Raw genomic sequence first — 1526 nt, forward strand, 5'->3', positions numbered from 1 at the left:
ACGCCACGCGCGATGGTGGCGGAGCTGGTCCCGGAGGCGGCAGCAACCAGAGTGATCCCCCCATGGCCGATGGCCGCGGCCTCGCTGGCTAGGTACTTGCCCCTGAAAAAGTGTTTGGGCTGGTGACGGGGTCGACTGCGGCACGGGGATGTGTCGCTGGCCTGTCGGCGGGATGCCCCTCACCGGCTGAGGACGGTCATCCGCTGGAGGTTGTAGGCGAAGATCCCCAGTCCCGCCCAGGTCTGGGCGCTGGCCAGGCGGCGCAGGCGCGTGCGACGGAAGCCGAAGCTGCGCTTGAGGTGACTGATACGGGCCTCGACGCCGACTCTCCAGTTGCGCATGCGCCGGAATGGGCGAACTTTGCTCATACTCACGCCGTGCCTTTCCCGGCTTCCCGGCTCGTTGCAGGCCGATCCGCTGGACACCGAGTTCGGCCAAGGCGAGATCGTTGGCCGCGGTGCCGAAGCCGCGGTCGGCGACGACCGTGCTGGGGGGCGACCAGTCAGTGACACGGCGCGTTGCACCGAGGGAACCAGTTGCGGTGCATCGGCCGGGTTTCCGCGCTGGACCCGGTGGTCGACGATGAAGCCGCGTTCGTCCTCGGCCACGAGCACGGTGTAGCCGAACTGGGTGGGGTGCTGGGGCTTGCCCATGCGGATCGGCCGGGCGTCGGGGTCGGCCAACGAGACCAGCCGGTCGGGGATGGTACGGATGCCTGCCAAGTCGCAAGGGGGTCTGCTCCAGCAGTCGGCGGGTGCTCGCCGCGGTCTCGGCCAGCTCGCCCACGAGGTGCGCAAGGCGTCCCGAAGGCCGTTTGCCCAGCGTGCGCCGGGCATTGCGCTCCACCGCTGCGACGTCCCGCAAGGTCGCGCGGGCCGTGGCGGCGATCTCACCGGTGAGCCGGTTGATCTCGCGCAGCGCCTGGCCGGTGCGCCGCCGCAGCGTGCGTGAGGTCTCCTTCAAACGGCGCCCCGCTGACCGGCTGCGATCCCGGAAGCGGGTGCGCCTGGCTGCCCCGGACGCCTTGATCCGGCCCACCAGCCGACCCAGCTTGCGTACGCCGTGTTCGAGCAGGTCGGCGTCCGTGGGGTGGTCGATGTCCGCTTCCATCACGGTCGTGTCGATGCGCAGCTTGCGGCACCGCAGCAGCTTGTCCTCGACCAGCTTGCCCAGCAGGGCGGCGTTCAGCTCTTCCACCGCCTGCGGTCCGCTGCGGCGCACCAGCTTGATCAACGTGGTCGGGTGCGGCACCGGGGCGGCCAGCGGAATACGGCAGAACCGGCGCCAGCTCAACGAGTCCGCGACCTCACGGCACAGAGTCTCGTAACTGAGCTGGTAGCGGTGCTTGAGATACAGCAGCCGCAGTAGCGTCTCCACCGGCACCGACGGCCGCCCCAGACGTTCGGCGAACACCGCTCGCCACGGGCGATGGGTCATGTCCCCTGGGGTGGTGTAGCGAGGTCGATCTGATCTTTGTAGATCGTGTCCATGCTTCCCTCGGGTAGATAGCGGCGGGGGAAGGCGAT

The 1526-nt window shown here is 69.2% G+C and carries 1 pseudogene; it reads right to left on the reverse strand.

From position 1 onward, the window contains the following. Positions 1-179: 179 nt before the first annotated feature. Positions 180-1425: pseudogene (locus ACFYOH_RS44765) on the reverse strand (ISNCY family transposase); the annotation flags it as partial. Between the last annotated feature and the right edge of the window lie 101 nt (positions 1426-1526).

The organism is Streptomyces sp. NPDC007856, from assembly GCF_042868225.1.
Classification (GTDB): Bacteria; Actinomycetota; Actinomycetes; order Streptomycetales; family Streptomycetaceae; genus Streptomyces.